Below are 15,220 nucleotides of genomic sequence, written 5' to 3' on the forward strand. Positions count from 1 at the left end.
GACGGCCTTGTACGTGCGGTGTCGGTGCCGGTACGAGGGGCAGGGCGCGATGACGGAAGAGCAGGCGGGGACGGCCCCGGAGCCCGGGCCGGCGGATGCGGGCCAGGCGGCGGACAAGTCCGGGCAGGGCGTCGTGGCGGCCTTCGGGCAGAGCCTGAAGACGCTGCGCGTGCGGGCGGGGATGGAGCGGGAGGAGCTCGGCAGGCGGCTGGGCTACTCGGCCTCCTCCATCGCCTCCTTCGAGCAGGGCCGGAGGATCCCGCCGCCGCGTGCGATCGACAGGTCGGACGAGGTCCTCGACGCGGGCGGACTGCTCGCGGTGTGGAAGGAGCAGCTGGAGAAGGCGCAGTATCCGGCGTTCTTCCAAGGGATGGCACAGCTGGAGAAGCAGGCCATAGAGCTGTTGATGTACGACACGATGGTGGTCAACGGGCTTCTTCAGACCGAGGAGTACATGAGGGCCCTCCTGGCCATGCGGCGTCCGCCGCTGGACCAGGAGACGATCGAGCAGCGCGTGACGGCCCGGCTGGCGCGGCAAGACATCTTCGACCGGCGCCCCGCTCCCTTGTTGAGCTTCGTCATGGACGAGTCAGTGCTACGGCACCGATACGGGGGGAAGCCGGTCCTGCGCGGGCAGCTGGAGCACCTGCTTCTCGTCGGTCAGCGTCGGAACGTCGAGCTTCAGGTCATGCCGACCGACTGTGAGGACAACGCGGGCGTGAACGGCCCGTTCACCGTCGTCACGCGCAAGGACGGCAAGAAGTTCCTGTACGTAGAAGCGCAGAACACCAGCTCCATGGCAACCGACCCTGAGCAGACGGTTCTTGCCTCAGCCCGCTATGGGATCATCCGGTCACAGGCTCTCACCCCGCGAGAGTCGCTGGCGTTCATCGAGAAGTTGCTGGGAGAGCTATGAACAACGCTGAGCCCCTCGCCTGGTTCAAGAGCAGCTACAGCGGAACCGAGGGCGGCCAGTGCATCGAGGTCGCCCCCTGCGCGGGAGCCGTCCACATCCGTGACTCCAAGGACGTCGCCCGGCCCGCCCTCACCGTGTCGCGTGACGCCTGGGCCGGGTTCGTCGGGCTCGCCGCGGCGGAGTAGTACAACCCCCGCTTGTACGCGGGACGCACCACGTGCTCAGTCCTCGTCCCCCGCCGCCTCCTTCAGTACCGGGAAGCGGCGGGGCGCGAGGGTGAGGAGGGCCAGGAGGGCGAGGGCCGCCGCCACCGCCGCGCCCAGGTAGACCCAGTCGACCGCCGCGTCGACCGCCTGGCGCAGGTGGTCCATGGTCTCGGCGGTGAGGGACGCGGGCTCGTCCAGGGCGCGGGCCAGGGTGTCCAGGTCGGCGCCGCCGCCCAGGCGGGCCGCGAGGACGCCGTTCGCGATCGCGCCGAACAGGGCCGCTCCGACGCTCTGGCCGACCTGGCGGCAGAAGAGGACCGAGGCCGTCGTCGTGCCCCGCTCCTCGTACGGGACGGTCGACTGGACCCCGACGATCAGGGGCAGCTGGAAGAGGCCGAGCGCGCCGCCGAGCAGCAGCATCACGAGCGCGGGCTGCCAGGGTTCGCCCGGGAACGGCAGGAACGGGAAGGCGAGCAGCAGGAGCAGGGCGCCCGAGATGCCGAGGACGGCGGTGAGGCGGAAGCCGATGCGGGTGTAGACGCGGTTGGAGAGCGCGGCCGTGATGGGCCAGCTCAGCGTCCAGGTGGAGAGGACGAAGCCGGCGGCTATCGGGCCGAGGCCCAGGACGGACTGCGCGTACGTCGGGAGGAAGACCGTCGGGGCGACCATCAGGAGGCCGAGGGCGCCGAGCGACAGGTTGACGGCGGCGATCGTGCGGCGGCGCCAGACCCAGCCGGGGATGATCGGCTCGGCCGCGCGGCGCTCGATGACAACGGTCAGGGCGCCGAGGACGACCGCCCCGCCCAGGAGGCCGAGGGACGGGGCCGAGAGCCAGGGCCAGGCGACGCCGCCCTGGACGAGCGCCGTGATGAGCAGGGCGCCGGTGGCGAAGACGGCGAGCGCGCCGGCCCAGTCGATGCGGGGCTTCTCGCGGGGTGCGGTGCGCTGCGGTTCGACGAGGTGGCGGGTGACCAGCCAGAGGGCGAGGAGACCGATCGGCAGGTTGACGAGGAAGATCCAGCGCCAGTCCGCGTATCCGGCGAGCAGTCCGCCGACGGCCGGTCCGGCGACGGAGGACGCGGCCCAGACGGAGGAGAGCCGCGCCTGGATCCTGGGGCGTTCCTTCAGCGGGTACAGGTCGGCGGCGATCGTCTGGACCGTGCCCTGGAGCGCGCCGCCGCCGAGGCCCTGGACGATGCGGAAGGCGATCAGGGAGGCCATGCTCCAGGCGGCGGCGCAGAGCACGGAGCCGATGACGAAGATGACGATTCCGGCGATGAGGACGGGCTTGCGGCCGAAGGTGTCGCTGAGCTTCCCGTACACCGGCAGGGTCACGGTGACCGCGAGGAGGTAGCCGGAGAACAGCCAGGAGAAGACGGCGAGTCCGCCGAGGTCGCCGACGATCTGGGGGACGGCGGTCGAGACGATCGTGCCGTCGATGGCGGCGAGCCCCATGCAGAGCATGAGCGCGGCCACGACCGGGCCGCGTCGGGCGGCCGCCGGTGAGGCGGGGGCGGGGGCGGTGGGCCCGGCCTTGCCGGCGGGGGTGCCCGCCGGTGTCGTGGAGGACTCGGTCACCGCACGGTTCCTTTCTTCGTACACCTAAATGTTCGCGACAGGGTCTCACCCGGACCCGGGTGGTAGGAACCCCCTGGGGTGCAGGGTGCAGGGCGCGGGTCGAACCCCGCTCGGGAACCTCGTGGCAGCGGCGAGGCGGAGGCGGGTACGTTCCTGCCTGCGGCGCGCGTCGAAAGGCCGCGGTCAGCGACTGCCCCACGGGCTACTTCTGCGCCTGGGGGGACACGGGCTCCACGGGCCCGATGTTCAAGACGCAGACGAGCAAGGCGACGCTGGGCACCTGGGACAACAAGTTCCGCTTGATCATCAACCGCACGCCGGGGTTCGCCTGCACCTTCGACGAGCCGAACTTCGAGGACGGCGCCGGGCGGTACGAGAACGACGGCCTCACCACCAGCATCGCGAGCCGTTCCGTCAGCTCGGTGAAGATCGTCCCCACGATCCGGGAGTGCGACGGCACCGCGTACCCGCACTGGCTCTCGGAGACCTCGCCCACCGCCGCCGGATTCGGTGACATGAACGGCGACCGACAGGCGGACGTCCTCGTCCGCGACCTGGTCGGACAGCTCTGGTTCCTGGACGGTGACGGCAACGGCAAGCTCGTCGGCTCCGGCGGCTGGAACGGGATGAACGCCCTGGTCGGCGTCGGCGACATGAACGGCGACGGCCGGGCCGACCTGTACGCCCGTGAGGCGTCGACCGGCAAGCTCTGGCTCTACCCGGGCAAGCTCGGCTCGCGGGTCCTGGTCGGCGGCGGCTGGAACGGCATGACCATGCTCATCGGCAACGGTGACTGGTCGGGCGACGGCAAGGCCGACCTCATCGCCACGCAGATCGAGTCCCGGATGCTGTACCGCTACGAGGGCAACGGCACCGGCCGCCTCGGAGCGAGCGACTGGCTGGGCGGCGGCGACTGGTGGGACCTGAACGGCGCCTTCTGAGCCGTTCTCCCGTCGCAGCCTTCCGGGTCGGAGTCCTCCGAGTCGCAGGCGAGGGCCTCCACCTTCGGGTGGAGGCCCTCACGCGTGTCCGGCGCGGTCAGCGGGGCGGGCGGCAGCGCGAGGGTGTGCCTCAGGCGGACATCCCCTAGGGGGATCTCCCCCATACGGGCCAGGGGTCGTTCGTCCCGGCGGAGGACGAGAAGCCCGGTCGTCGCTTCTTAACTTGAACTTACAAAGCGAGACCCACCCACCCGCACACTCCCTAGGAGAAGACCGTGACTTCGGCTGTGACCATCCCCAGGCACGGGGGTACGGGAGAGAGCACGGCCGTCGCCGCGCGGGCGCGTCAGGTCGTCAAGGCGTACGGCACCGGGGAGACCCGGGTCGTCGCGCTGGACTCCGTCGACGTCGACATCGCCCGCGGCCGCTTCACCGCCATCATGGGACCCTCCGGCTCCGGCAAGTCGACCCTGATGCACTGCCTCGCCGGGCTCGACACCGTCACGAGCGGCGAGATCTACCTCGACGACACCGAGATCACCGGTCTCAAGGACAAGAAGCTCACCCAGCTGCGCCGCGACCGGATCGGCTTCATCTTCCAGGCCTTCAACCTGCTGCCGACGCTCAACGCGATCGAGAACATCACGCTCCCCATGGACATCGCGGGCCGGAAGCCGGACGCCGCGTGGCTGAGCCGGGTCGTCGACACCGTCGGGCTCTCCGAGCGCCTCAAGCACCGGCCGAACCAGCTCTCCGGCGGTCAGCAGCAGCGCGTCGCCGTAGCCCGCGCGCTCGCCGCCCGCCCCGAGATCATCTTCGGCGACGAGCCGACCGGAAACCTCGACTCCCGGGCCGGCGCCGAGGTCCTCGGCTTCCTGCGGCAGTCCGTCGACGAGCTGGGCCAGACGATCGTCATGGTCACCCACGACCCGGTCGCCGCCTCCTACGCGGACCGGGTGCTCTACCTCGCCGACGGACGGATCGTGGACGAGATGGAGCGGCCCACCGCCGAGGCCGTCCTCGACCGGATGAAGGACTTCGACGCGCGCGGGCGGACGTCATGACCGTCCTCAAGACCTCGCTGCGCAACTTCCTCGCGCACAAGGGACGCATGGCGCTCTCCGCCGTCGCCGTCCTCCTCTCCGTCGCCTTCGTCTCAGGCACCCTCGTGTTCACCGACACCATGAACACGACCTTCGACAAGCTCTTCGCGTCGACCGCCTCCGACGTCACCGTCAGCCCGAAGGGCGCGGCGACCGACGACGAGACCCCGCAGAGCGGCCGCCCCGAGTCCTTCCCCGCCTCGCTCGTCGAGCAGGTCAGGAAGGCCGAGGGCGTCCAGACCGTCGAGGGCGACGTCGTCTCCATGAGCGTCACCGTCGTCGACGCGGACGACAAGAACGTCGGACCCACCAGCGGCGCCCCGACCATCGCCACCGACTGGAGCCCCAGCGAGCTCCGCTCGGTGGAGCTCGTCTCGGGCCACGAGCCGCGCGGACCCACCGAGGTCGTCGTCGACGGCGCCACCGCCGAGAAGCACGGCCTGAAGCTCGGCGACGAGCTGCGGACGATCGCCGTCACCGGTGACTTCACCGCGAAGATCTCCGGCCTCGTCGACTTCAAGGTCACCAACCCCGGCGCCACCGTCGTCTACTTCGACACCGCCACCGCGCAGCGCGAGCTCCTCGGCAAGGAAGGCCTCTTCACCCAGGTCCTGGTCGACGCGAAGCCCGGTGTCAGCGACGAGGCGCTGAAGAAGAACGTCGCCGCCTCGATCGGCGACGGCTACAAGCTCCAGACCGCCGCCGAGGCCGCCGACGCGGGCCGCGAGGACGTCGCCGGCTTCCTCGACGTCATGAAGTACGCGATGCTCGGCTTCGCCGGGATCGCCTTCCTCGTCGGCATCTTCCTCATCGTCAACACCTTCTCCATGCTGGTCGCCCAGCGCACCCGCGAGATCGGCCTCATGAGGGCCATCGGCTCCAGCCGCAAGCAGGTCAACCGCTCCGTCCTCGTCGAGGCGCTGCTCCTCGGCATCGTCGGCTCGGTCGCCGGTGTCGCGGCGGGCGTCGGCCTCGCCGTCGGCCTCATGAAGCTCATGTCCTCGATGGGCATGGAGCTCTCCACCCGCGACCTCACCGTCGCCTGGACGACCCCCGCCGTCGGCCTCGCCCTCGGCATCGTCGTCACCGTCCTCGCCGCCTACATCCCGGCCCGCCGCGCCGGCAAGGTCTCCCCGATGGCCGCCCTCCGCGACGCCGGCACCCCCGCCGACGGCAAGGCCGGACGCGTCCGCGGCGCCCTCGGCCTCGCCCTCACCGCCGCCGGCGCCGCCGCCCTGTGGGCCGCGACCCGCGCCGAGGAGGCCGGCCCCGGCTCCCTCTGGCTCGGCCTCGGCGTCGTCCTCACCCTCCTCGGCTTCATCGTCATCGGCCCGCTCCTCGCGGGCGGCGTGGTCCGCGCCCTCGGCGTCGTCGTCCTGCGGGTCTTCGGCCCGGTCGGCCGCATGGCCGAGCGCAACGCCCTGCGCAACCCCCGCCGCACCGGCGCCACCGGCGCCGCCCTGATGATCGGCCTCGCCCTCGTCGCCTGCCTCTCGGTCGTCGGCTCCTCGATGGTCGCCTCGGCCACCGACGAGCTCGACCGCTCCGTCGGCGCGGACTTCATCGTCCAGTCCGGCACCGGCCAGCCGATCGTGCCGCAGGCGCAGGCCGCCCTGGAGAAGGTCCCGGGCCTCGACCACGTCACCCGGTACAAGCTGGCCGACGCCAGGATCACCGACCCGAGCGGGAAGACGAAGAAGGCCTTCCTGGCCGCCACCGAACCGACGTACGTGCAGGACCTGCGCCGCGAGGTCGCCTCCGGCAAGCTCACCGACGCCTACGGCACCGACGCGATGTCCGTCGGCAGCGACTACGCCACCGAGTACGGGGTGAAGGTCGGCGACGTGCTGACCGTCGCCTTCAAGGGCGGCGAGACGGCGAAGCTCAAGGTCGCCGCGATCACCGCGGACACCGGCCAGGTCGACAACGGCGCGATGTACACCAACGTCACCACCCTCGCCCGGTACGTCCCCGCCGACCGGATGCCGCAGAGCCTGCTCGTCCTCGCCTCCGCGAAGGACGGCCAGGAGGCCCAGGCCTACGAGGCGGTCAAGAAGGCCCTCGCGCCCTACCCCCAGTACAAGGCCAGCAACCAGGCCGACTACAAGGAGACCCTCAAGGACCAGGTCGGCCAGCTCCTCAACATCGTGTACGGGCTCCTCGCCCTCGCGATCGTCGTCGCGATCCTCGGCGTCGTGAACACCCTGGCCCTCTCGGTGGTCGAGCGGACCCGCGAGATCGGCCTCATGCGGGCCATCGGCCTCTCCCGCCGCCAGCTGCGCCGCATGATCCGCCTGGAGTCCGTGGTCATCGCCCTCTTCGGCGCCCTTCTCGGCCTCGGCCTGGGCATGGGCTGGGGCACGGCCGCCCAGAAGCTGCTGGCCCTGGAAGGCCTCGGCGTCCTGGAGATCCCCTGGCCGACGATCCTCACCGTCTTCGTCGGCTCGGCCTTCGTCGGCCTCTTCGCGGCCCTGGTCCCGGCCTTCCGCGCGGGCCGCATGAACGTCCTGAACGCCATCGCGAGCGAGTAGGGACCGGGCCGGCGGTACGGAGGAGAGAGCGGCCCCGGTGTGCCACGGCGCACCGGGGCCGCTCCGTCGGTCGGGACGGGCGCGCTCAGGCGCCGCCCGTCTGCGGGGACAGGCGCACACCGGGGCCGGCCGGGACAGGCGCGCACCGAGGTCGCCCGTCTGCCGGGACAGGCGCGCACCGGCGCCGCCCGCCCGCCGGGACGGGTCTCCGTCAGCCCTCCGAGTGGCCCCTTTCCTTCGGGCGGGTGACAGTGCCACGCCGTAGGCTGGGCACCCCGGCCCGTGCGACGTGTCGGGCCGTTCGCGTTGTCCGCCCCCGAAGTCCGAACCCGGGATGGAAGTCCATGAGCCTCCACGGCCTCCTCGATGTAGTCGTCAAAGACGCGGCCCTCGCCGAGGCGGTGAAGGCCGCCGCCGACGGGAACCGCCCGCACGTCGACCTGGTCGGTCCCGCCGCCGCGCGCCCGTTCGCCGTCGCCGCGCTCGCCCGGGACTCGGGACGCCCGGTCCTCGCCGTCACCGCCACCGGCCGCGAGGCCGAGGACCTGGCCGCCGCGCTCCGCTCGCTCCTCGACCCGGACACGGTCGCCGAGTACCCCTCCTGGGAGACCCTGCCGCACGAGCGGCTCTCGCCCCGCTCCGACACCGTCGGCCGCCGCCTCGCCGTGCTGCGCCGCCTCGCCCACCCCCGCGACGACGACCCGGCCGCCGGCCCCGTCAGCGTCGTCGTCGCACCCATCCGCTCTGTGCTCCAGCCGCAGGTCAAGGGCCTCGGCGACCTGGAGCCGGTGGCGCTGCGCAGCGGGCAGACGGCCGACCTGAACGAGGTCGTCGAAGGCCTGGCGGCCGCCGCGTACTCCCGCGTCGAGCTCGTCGAGAAGCGCGGCGAGTTCGCCGTCCGCGGCGGCATCCTGGACGTCTTCCCGCCCACCGAGGAGCACCCCCTCCGCATCGAGTTCTGGGGCGACGACGTCGAGGAGATCCGCTACTTCAAGGTCGCGGACCAGCGCTCCCTCGAAGTCGCCGAGCACGGACTGTGGGCGCCGCCCTGCCGCGAGCTGCTCCTCACCGACGAGGTCCGCGCACGGGCCCGGGAGCTGGCCGAGGCCCACCCCGAGCTGGGCGAACTCCTCGACAAGATCGCCGAGGGCATCGCCGTCGAGGGCATGGAGTCCCTGGCCCCCGCCCTCGTCGACGACATGGAGCTGCTGCTCGACGTGCTGCCGAAGGGCGCCATGGCCGTCGTCTGCGACCCGGAGCGGGTCCGCACCCGGGCCGCGGACCTGGTGGCGACCTCGCAGGAGTTCCTCCAGGCCTCGTGGGCGGCGACCGCCGGCGGCGGCGAGGCCCCGATCGACGTCGGCGCGGCCTCCCTGTGGGGCATCGCGGACGTCCGCGACCGGGCCCGCGAGCTGGACATCGCCTGGTGGTCGGTGTCGCCGTTCGCGGCGGACGAGGTCCTGTCCGGGGACACCCTGACCCTCGGCATGCACGCCCCCGAGTCATACCGCGGCGACACCGCCCGCGCCCTCGCCGACACCAAGGGCTGGCTCGCCGACGGCTGGCGGACGGTGTACGTGACGGAGGCCCACGGCCCCGCCACCCGTACGGTCGAGGTCCTCGGCGGCGAGGGCATCCCCGCCCGTCTCGACGGCGACCTCGCGGAGATCTCGCCGTCCGTCGTCCACGTCTCGACCGGCTCCATCGACTACGGCTTCGTCGACCCGGCGCTCAAGCTCGCCGTCCTCACCGAGACCGACCTGTCCGGCCAGAAGGCGGCCGGCAAGGACGGCCAGCGGATGCCGGCCAAGCGCCGCAAGACCATCGACCCGCTGACCCTGGAGGTCGGCGACTACATCGTGCACGAGCAGCACGGCGTCGGCCGGTACGTGGAGATGGTCCAGCGGACCGTGCAGGGCGCGACCCGCGAGTACCTCCTCGTCGAGTACGCCCCCGCCAAGCGCGGCCAGCCCGGCGACCGGCTGTACATCCCCACCGACCAGCTGGAGCAGGTCACCAAGTACGTCGGCGGCGAGGCACCCACCCTGCACCGGCTCGGCGGCGCGGACTGGACGAAGACGAAGGCGCGCGCGAAGAAGGCCGTCAAGGAGATCGCCGCCGACCTGATCAAGCTGTACTCGGCCCGCATGGCGGCCCCCGGCCACGCCTTCGGCCAGGACACCCCCTGGCAGCGCGAGCTGGAGGACGCCTTCCCGTACGCGGAGACCCCCGACCAGCTCTCCACGATCGCCGAGGTCAAGGAGGACATGGAGAAGACCGTCCCCATGGACCGTCTGATCTGCGGCGACGTCGGCTACGGCAAGACGGAGATCGCCGTACGGGCCGCCTTCAAGGCCGTCCAGGACGGCAAGCAGGTCGCCGTCCTCGTCCCGACGACCCTGCTCGTGCAGCAGCACTTCGGCACCTTCAGCGAGCGGTACTCGCAGTTCCCGGTGAACGTCCGGGCGCTCTCCCGCTTCCAGACCGACACCGAGTCCAAGGCGACCCTGGAAGGGCTCCGGGAGGGCTCGGTCGACGTCGTCATCGGCACCCACCGCCTCTTCGCCTCCGAGACGAAGTTCAAGGACCTCGGCCTGGTCATCGTCGACGAGGAGCAGCGCTTCGGCGTCGAGCACAAGGAGCAGCTGAAGAAGCTCCGCGCCAACGTGGACGTGCTGACGATGTCCGCCACCCCGATCCCGCGCACCCTGGAGATGGCGGTCACCGGCATCCGCGAGATGTCGACGATCACCACCCCGCCGGAGGAGCGGCACCCGGTCCTCACCTTCGTCGGCCCGTACGAGGAGAAGCAGATCGGCGCGGCCATCCGCCGTGAACTCCTGCGCGAGGGACAGGTCTTCTACATCCACAACCGCGTCGACTCGATCGACCGGGCGGCGGCCAGGCTGCGCGAGATCGTGCCCGAGGCGCGGATCGCCACGGCCCACGGCCAGATGTCGGAATCGGCCCTGGAGCAGGTCGTCGTCGACTTCTGGGAGAAGAAGTTCGACGTCCTCGTCTCGACGACGATCGTCGAGTCCGGCATCGACATCTCCAACGCCAACACCCTCATCGTGGAGCGCGGCGACAACTTCGGCCTCTCGCAGCTCCACCAGCTCCGCGGCCGCGTCGGCCGTGGCCGCGAGCGCGGCTACGCGTACTTCCTGTACCCGCCGGAGAAGCCGCTGACGGAGACCGCGCACGAGCGGCTCGCGACGATCGCCCAGCACACCGAGATGGGCGCCGGCATGTACGTGGCGATGAAGGACCTGGAGATCCGCGGCGCGGGCAACCTCCTGGGCGGCGAGCAGTCCGGCCACATCGCCGGTGTCGGCTTCGACCTGTACGTCCGCATGGTCGGCGAGGCGGTCGCGGACTACCGGGCGCAGATGGAGGGCGGCGCGGAGGAGGAGGCGCCGCTGGAGGTCAAGATCGAGCTCCCGGTCGACGCCCACATGCCGCACGACTACGCGCCGGGGGAGCGGCTCCGCCTCCAGGCCTACCGCTCGATCGCCTCCGCGAACTCGGAGGAGGACATCAGGGCCGTACGCGAGGAGCTCACCGACCGCTACGGCAAGCTGCCGGAGCCGGTCGAGAACCTCCTCCTGGTGGCGGGCCTGCGGATGCTGGCCCGTGCGTGCGGCGTCGGCGAGATCGTCCTCCAGGGCCCGAACATCCGCTTCGCGCCGGTGGAACTGAGGGAGTCGCAGGAACTGCGCCTGAAGCGCCTGTACCCGCGCACGGTCATCAAGCCGGCCGTCCACCAGATCCTGGTGCCGCGGCCGACGAGCGGGAAGATCGGCGGGAAGCCGGTGGTGGGGCGCGAACTGCTGGCTTGGACGGGGGAGTTCCTCACGACGATCCTGGGCTCGTAGACCCGTGGACGCCCCCGGTCCGGCAGGATGGCCTTCTGCCGGACCGGGGGACGAGGGGGCTGGATGGTACGGGGATGGCTGTTGGGGGCGGGCCTGCTCGCCCTGGCGGTGGCGGGGGTCCTGTGGGCCCTGGCCGGCGAGGACACGGCCGGGCCGATGGAGCTGTCGGAGCGGACGGACCTGATCGCCATGGTCTGCGCGGTGCTCGGCGGGGTGGCGGTGCTGGCCACGCTGTGGCGGCGGCCGGAGGAGGACGAGGCGGCGGCGGTCGCGCGGCTGGCCAGGGCGGTCAAGTCCATCGGCGAGCCCCAGTGGATCAGCTCCCTCGGCGGTGACCTGAAGGCCATCGACGTCACCTTCGCCTTCCGTCCGTCCGCCGGTGCCCGCGCAGCCGCCCTTCCGGCCTCGCCCGCGGGGCGGCTGGAACAGGTCGTCGAGGACTACCGGGAGCTGCGCCCCCGGCGCATGGTGATCACCGGCGAGCCGGGGGCCGGGAAGACGGTCCTGGCCCGCAAGTTCGTGATGAAGCTGATCGAGCTGAGGGGCGCGGACGAACCGGTCCCGGTGCTGGTCGCCATGGCCGACTGGGACGCGGGCGAGACCTTCCAGGACTGGCTCGTCCGGCACCTCCAGCACGACTACGGGCTGCCGCCCGCCTCGGCCCGCCGGGTCGTGGCCGCCCGCATGGTCCTCCCGGTCCTCGACGGCTTGGACGAGATGGACGCGACGGGTGTCGTCGGGGGCGCCCCCGGGGACTCCCGGGCGGCCCGCGCCCTGGACGCCCTGGCCCGCCACCAGGACGGCACCGACCCGGCGCCGCTGGTCCTCACCTGCCGGTCGGCCGAGTACGACGCCCTGGAGACGGCGGGCAGCCACATCCTGGACGCGGCCCGGCTGGAGATCGCCCCGGTGACGCCCGCGCAGGCCCGGGAGTTCCTCGCCCTGCGCGGGGCCCGTCGCCCGCAGCTCTGGCAGCCGCTCCTCGACGACCTCCGCGACCGGCCGTCCGGGGTGCTGGCCGGGGCCCTCGCCACCCCCTGGCGCCTGACGCTGGCCGCGGTGGCCTTCGACCGGGACGGGGACCCGGGAGAGCTGCTGACGGCTGCCACGGAGGCGGAGGTGGCGGACCGGCTGCTCGCCCGCTTCATCGGCGCCTCCACGGCGAACACGTCGGTGGGGTCGGGGCGTTACGAGCCCGAGCGGATCCATCGCCGGCTGGCGGCCCTGGCGCGGGCGATGTCGACGAGCCACGGCGCGGACACCGATCTGGTGCTGGAGCATCTGGCCGTCCGGCTGAACCCCCGCCGGGGGAAGGCGCTCTACCTGGCGCTCTGCCTCTGGTGGGCGGCGGTGGCGGGCGTCTCCCTCGTGCCGGGCTGGACGGTGTTCGGCGGCGACAGAGACCTGACGCTGCTGGTCATGGCCTCGTTCCTCGGGGCAGCGGCGCACTCCGTGGGTCGCGTGTCGCGGGTGATGACGGTGAGCAGATTCTCGGTGCCGCCCCTGGGCAGCCCGATGTGGAGGGTGGGGCTGCGGGTGTCGCTGAGCGCCCAGCGCGGGGTGATCCTCGGCATGGCGCTCATCCTCCTGGTGGTCCTCTGGGTGGTGGCCGCTCCGGAGGGGTGGGGCGGGCTGGGGCTGCCGTTCCTGGCGCTGGCGGGCGCGGGGATCGTGGGCCTGCTCTGCTGCACGGTCGCGCTGTACGAGAGCGACCTGGCGGCGTTCGGTCCGTCCGGGTGGACGCGCATGGGGTCCGCCACCGCGCTGGCCATGGTGGCGACGGGGGTGATCCTGCCGGGCTCGGCATGGGCCGTGCCGGAACTGAGGCTTGCCGCACTCCTGTTGGTGCCGGCCACGTTCTGGCTGTTGCACATGATGATGGCGGGGCCCTGGCACCTGTACTACTGCGGCCTGCTGACCCACCGCCCCCGTCTCCCCCTCCGCCTCGCCCGCTTCCTCGACTGGTCCGTCTCCGCCGGGCTCATGCGGACCTCCGGCGTCGCCTACCAGTTCCGGCACCGGGAGTTCCAGGAGTGGCTGGTGCGGCACCCCGCGCCGTGAGCACGGGGTGCCGTACCGCGGGCGGCTACAGCTCGTCCAGGTCCACCGCTCCGGCCATCGCCGCGTAACCCGCGTCGTTCGGGTGGAGGCCGTCGCCGGAGTCGTACGCCGGGAGGATGCGGTCCGGGTCCGCCGGGTCCGCGACCGCGCGGTCGAAGTCGACGACCGCGTCGTACGCGCCGGACGTGCGGATCCAGTCGTTGACCGCCTCCCGCTTGGCCTCGTTCGCCGGGGTGTCGTAGGAGGAGCCCTTGATGGGGGTGAGGGTCGCGCCGACGACCTTGAGGCCCTTCGCGTGGGCCTCGCGGATCAGGGTGCGGTGGCCTTCGATGAGCCGCGCGGCGGAGACGTCGGGGGTGGGCGGGGCGGGGAAGGTCGCCGTGCTGCCGCCGATGTCGTTGATGCCTTCGAGGACGACGACGGTCCGGACACCGGGCTCGGTGAGGACGTCCTGCCGGAAGCGGGTGAGGGCCTTCTCGCCCGCCCAGGTGGTGTCGTTGACGACCTGGTTGCCGGCGATCCCGTGGTTGACGACGGCCCGCGGACGTCCGGCCTCGGCGAGGCGTTCCGCCAGCTCGTCGGGGTAGCGGCCGTTGGCGTCGAGCCGGGAGCCGACGCCGTCGGTGATGGAGTCGCCGAAGGTCACGACGCCGTTCCGGCGTCCGGAGTCCCGGCCGCCGGTGACCTCGACGCCGGAGAGGAAGTACCAGGACGCGCTGGTCTCCCGGAAGGCCGTGCCGGTCAGGTCGCCACGGTGGTCGCCGTCGGCGCGGTAGCTGGTGGCCGAGGAGATGTGGTGGAAGGTGGCGGGACCGGTCCTCTCCGCGAGGTAGAGGGTGACGGTGAGCGAGCCGAAGGCCTCGACGGGGAGGTTGGCGGCGTCGCTGAGGAGGGTGCCGCCGGCCGGGATCGTCACGGACGCGCGGCCGTCGAAGCGGAGTGGGCGCACGGAGCCGGGGCGCACCGCGCCGCCCTCGGCGGTACGGGCGACGGTCGCGCCGGTGATCCGCAGCGGAGTGGAGCCGTAACGGTTCGTCAGCTCGATCCGGGCCCGGGTGCCGCCGGTGGTGACCCGGACGACCTGGCGGACCGTCTGGTCCTCGAAGCCCTGCTGCGACCAGTTGGCGGTGAAGGGCGCGGTCGGCGCCTGCGGGGACGCGGCCCAGGCGGCGCGCCAGGAGGGGCCCTGGTGGCCGGTGTCGGCGAGTGCGGTGGGCGCTAATCCGAGGGTGGCGGCGGTGATGACGGCTATGGCGGCGCGGCGCAGGGTGTTCGTCGTGTGCATGCTTGCGTCAATTACGGGCAGACGCGGGCTATTCCCGGCCGACAGGCCCTAACGCCCGCCCTTCTCGGGGAGTTGGCCGGTGAAGAGCAGGCCCGTCAGGGAGCGGAAGTACTCCTCCGGCTCCCGGCCGCCCAGTGCCGCGTCGACGTTTCCGGTGAGGAGCAGCGTCGCGAAGCCGTGGGCCAGGGACCAGGCCGCGATGCCCGCCGTGCGGGCGTCGGGGACGTCCGGCAGGCCCGCCACGCCCGCGCGCAGTTCGGCGGAGGCCCGTTCCTTGGCGGCGAGGAGCTCCGGGTCGTCGGTGCGGAGCAGGGCCGGCTGGAACATGACCTGGAAGTGGGCGGGGTGCTCCGTCGCGAACCGCACGTAGCGCACGCCGCGTTCGCGCAGCTCGGGCGTCCCGGCGAGGGCCGCGGCCAGCAGGTCGTACCCCTGCGTGGCGATCGCCGTGAGGAGTCCGGTGCGGTCCTTGAAGTGGTGGGCGGGGGCGGCGTGGGAGACGCCGGCGCGGCGGGCGAGGTCGCGCAGGCTCAGCGCCCCGGGGCCCTCGGCGGCGATCACGTCGAGGGCGGCGGCGAGGACGGACTGCCGCAGGTCGCCGTGGTGGTAGGTCTTCCGGCTCGTCATGGCAGCAGCCTAGCCCGTATCTAGTCATTGACAAGTTTCAGCGTCGAGGTGCAATCTTGTCAGTGACAAGTCGTGGATGAGAGAGCCGAACGAAGAC

General features: G+C 72.2%; 10 protein-coding genes. 7 read left to right on the forward strand and 3 right to left on the reverse strand.

Translation table 11 applies throughout. The features are described 5' to 3' along the window. Positions 1 to 49: 49 nt before the first annotated feature. Both ACF08F_RS23780 and ACF08F_RS23785 read left to right on the forward strand, forming a co-directional pair. On the forward strand, positions 50 to 916 hold the full coding sequence (locus ACF08F_RS23780) for a helix-turn-helix domain-containing protein (protein ID WP_392300540.1): 867 nt from the start codon (positions 50 to 52) through the stop codon (positions 914 to 916). Continuing rightward, positions 913 to 1,101, forward strand: a complete 189-nt coding sequence (locus ACF08F_RS23785) for a DUF397 domain-containing protein (protein ID WP_392300541.1) — start codon at positions 913 to 915, stop codon at positions 1,099 to 1,101. Before ACF08F_RS23780 ends, ACF08F_RS23785 begins: the two co-directional genes overlap by 4 nt. Before the next feature lie 36 nt (positions 1,102 to 1,137). Here the strand turns inward: ACF08F_RS23785 and ACF08F_RS23790 are convergent, their stop codons facing one another. Next, complete coding sequence (locus ACF08F_RS23790) at positions 1,138 to 2,700, reverse strand: MFS transporter (protein WP_392300542.1); 1,563 nt, start codon at positions 2,698 to 2,700, stop codon at positions 1,138 to 1,140. Positions 2,701 to 2,759: 59 nt separating this feature from the next. Between ACF08F_RS23790 and ACF08F_RS23795 the strand changes: the two genes are divergently transcribed. The 5 genes from ACF08F_RS23795 to ACF08F_RS23815 all read left to right on the forward strand — a co-directional run bounded on the left by ACF08F_RS23795 (position 2,760) and on the right by ACF08F_RS23815 (position 13,211). Continuing rightward, a complete protein-coding gene (locus ACF08F_RS23795; RefSeq protein ID WP_392300543.1) occupies positions 2,760 to 3,641 on the forward strand; it encodes a peptidase inhibitor family I36 protein in 882 nt (293 codons plus the stop codon). Positions 3,642 to 3,916: 275 nt separating this feature from the next. After that, the gene (locus ACF08F_RS23800; protein WP_392300544.1) at positions 3,917 to 4,705 is read left to right on the forward strand and encodes an ABC transporter ATP-binding protein; all 789 of its coding nucleotides are present in this window, start codon (positions 3,917 to 3,919) and stop codon (positions 4,703 to 4,705) included. Further along, positions 4,702 to 7,275 carry an ABC transporter permease gene (locus tag ACF08F_RS23805; RefSeq protein ID WP_392300545.1) on the forward strand — a complete coding sequence of 858 codons (2,574 nt, stop codon included), beginning with the start codon at positions 4,702 to 4,704 and terminating at the stop codon, positions 7,273 to 7,275. Before ACF08F_RS23800 ends, ACF08F_RS23805 begins: the two co-directional genes overlap by 4 nt. Before the next feature lie 344 nt (positions 7,276 to 7,619). Continuing rightward, positions 7,620 to 11,150, forward strand: a complete 3,531-nt coding sequence (gene mfd, locus ACF08F_RS23810; RefSeq protein WP_392300546.1) for a transcription-repair coupling factor — start codon at positions 7,620 to 7,622, stop codon at positions 11,148 to 11,150. Between the two features lie 63 nt (positions 11,151 to 11,213). Then, on the forward strand, positions 11,214 to 13,211 hold the full coding sequence (locus ACF08F_RS23815) for an NACHT domain-containing protein (RefSeq protein WP_392300547.1): 1,998 nt from the start codon (positions 11,214 to 11,216) through the stop codon (positions 13,209 to 13,211). A gap of 25 nt (positions 13,212 to 13,236) precedes the next feature. Here the strand turns inward: ACF08F_RS23815 and ACF08F_RS23820 are convergent, their stop codons facing one another. Together ACF08F_RS23820 and ACF08F_RS23825 are read right to left on the reverse strand one after the other, a co-directional pair. Beyond that, on the reverse strand, positions 13,237 to 14,496 hold the full coding sequence (locus ACF08F_RS23820; RefSeq protein ID WP_392300548.1) for an SGNH/GDSL hydrolase family protein: 1,260 nt from the start codon (positions 14,494 to 14,496) through the stop codon (positions 13,237 to 13,239). A 48-nt stretch (positions 14,497 to 14,544) separates the two neighbouring features. Next, the gene (locus ACF08F_RS23825) at positions 14,545 to 15,123 is read right to left on the reverse strand and encodes a TetR/AcrR family transcriptional regulator (RefSeq protein ID WP_392300549.1); all 579 of its coding nucleotides are present in this window, start codon (positions 15,121 to 15,123) and stop codon (positions 14,545 to 14,547) included. Positions 15,124 to 15,220 lie beyond the last annotated feature (97 nt).

This window comes from Streptomyces sp. NPDC015130, from assembly GCF_043080005.1.
Taxonomy (GTDB): domain Bacteria; phylum Actinomycetota; class Actinomycetes; order Streptomycetales; family Streptomycetaceae; genus Streptomyces.

Excerpts from the sequence above, each read along its gene's own strand:
- mfd (WP_392300546.1), top strand. The coding sequence starts at position 7,620 with ATGAGCCTCCACGGCCTCCTCGATGTAGTCGTCAAAGACGCGGCCCTC.
- ACF08F_RS23785 (WP_392300541.1), top strand. The coding sequence starts at position 913 with ATGAACAACGCTGAGCCCCTCGCCTGGTTCAAGAGCAGCTACAGCGGA.
- ACF08F_RS23805 (WP_392300545.1), top strand. The coding sequence starts at position 4,702 with ATGACCGTCCTCAAGACCTCGCTGCGCAACTTCCTCGCGCACAAGGGA.
- ACF08F_RS23820 (WP_392300548.1), bottom strand. The coding sequence starts at position 14,496 with ATGCACACGACGAACACCCTGCGCCGCGCCGCCATAGCCGTCATCACC.
- ACF08F_RS23780 (WP_392300540.1), top strand. The coding sequence starts at position 50 with ATGACGGAAGAGCAGGCGGGGACGGCCCCGGAGCCCGGGCCGGCGGAT.
- ACF08F_RS23825 (WP_392300549.1), bottom strand. The coding sequence starts at position 15,123 with ATGACGAGCCGGAAGACCTACCACCACGGCGACCTGCGGCAGTCCGTC.
- ACF08F_RS23815 (WP_392300547.1), top strand. The coding sequence starts at position 11,214 with ATGGTACGGGGATGGCTGTTGGGGGCGGGCCTGCTCGCCCTGGCGGTG.